This window comes from Mycobacterium sp. ZZG, from assembly GCF_054786995.1.
Genome location: NZ_JBTBFV010000174.1, coordinates 1 through 961 on the forward strand (window position 1 = coordinate 1; position 961 = coordinate 961).

A 961-nucleotide genomic window follows, 5' to 3' on the forward strand; every position below is an offset into this window, starting at 1 on the left:
ACGATGAGGGCGGCGGCGCCGTCGCTGGTGGCGCAGATGTCGAGCAGGCGCAGCGGGTCGGACACCACCGGGGAGGCCAGCACATCGTCGACGGTGGCTTCTTTGCGGTAGCGGGCGTTGGGGTTGGCCAGGCCGTGGCGGGCGTTTTTGACTTTGACCGCGGCGAAGTCTTGCACGGTGGCGCCGTAGAGGTCCATGCGGCGCCGTGCCAGCAGGGCGAAGTAGACGGTGTTGGTGGCCCCGATCAGGTGGAAGCGTTGCCAGTCGGGGTCGTTTTTGCGTTCCCCGCCGACGGGGGCGAAGAACCCTTTGGGGGTGGTGTCGGCGCCGATGACCAGGGCGACCTCGCACAGTCCGGCCAGAATGTGGGCGCGCGCGGACTGCAGGGCTTGCGAGCCCGAGGCGCAGGCGGCGTAGCTGGAGGTGATCGGGATGCCGTTCCAGCCCAGTTTCTGGGCGAAGGTGGCCCCGGCGACGAAGCCGGGGTAGCCGTTGCGGATGGTGTCGGCGCCGGCGACGAGTTGGATCTGGCGCCAGTCCAAGCCGGCTTCGGCCAGGGCGGCGCGCGCGGCCACGACCCCGTATTCGGTGAAGTCGCGTCCCCATTTGCCCCAGGGGTGCATTCCCGCACCCAGGATGTAGACCGGTTCCGGGCTCATCGGGCCTGACCTTCCGTGGTTGTCTCGGCGATTTTCCAGGCGTGCACGATGCGTTGCACCCCGTCGTCGTCGACATACAAAGCCATCGTGGTCAGTTCCATCTCCATGCCCACTGTCAGGTCGGCGGCCAGGGTGCCCTCGATGACCTTGCCCAACACGATCAGCCCTTCGGCGGCCAGTTCGACCGCCGCGACGGCGAAGGGCTCGAACGGATCCGGGGACGGATACGGCGGCGGCGGGGCATACCGGTTCTCGGTGTAGCTCCACAACCGGCCCCGCCGCGACAACGGCACCTGAGCCAG

Annotated in this window: 2 protein-coding genes; both read right to left on the reverse strand. The window is 68.5% G+C overall.

Annotation, left to right across the window (positions count from 1 at the left end; translation table 11 throughout):
* Positions 1-659, reverse strand: a 659-nt coding sequence (locus ACXMYJ_RS29205; protein ID WP_460359559.1) for a lipid-transfer protein, incomplete at its 3' end; no start/stop codon positions are given.
* A partial coding sequence (locus ACXMYJ_RS29210) for an OB-fold domain-containing protein (RefSeq protein WP_460359560.1) occupies positions 656-961 on the reverse strand: 306 nt, incomplete at its 5' end. The genes ACXMYJ_RS29205 and ACXMYJ_RS29210, both read right to left, overlap by 4 nt.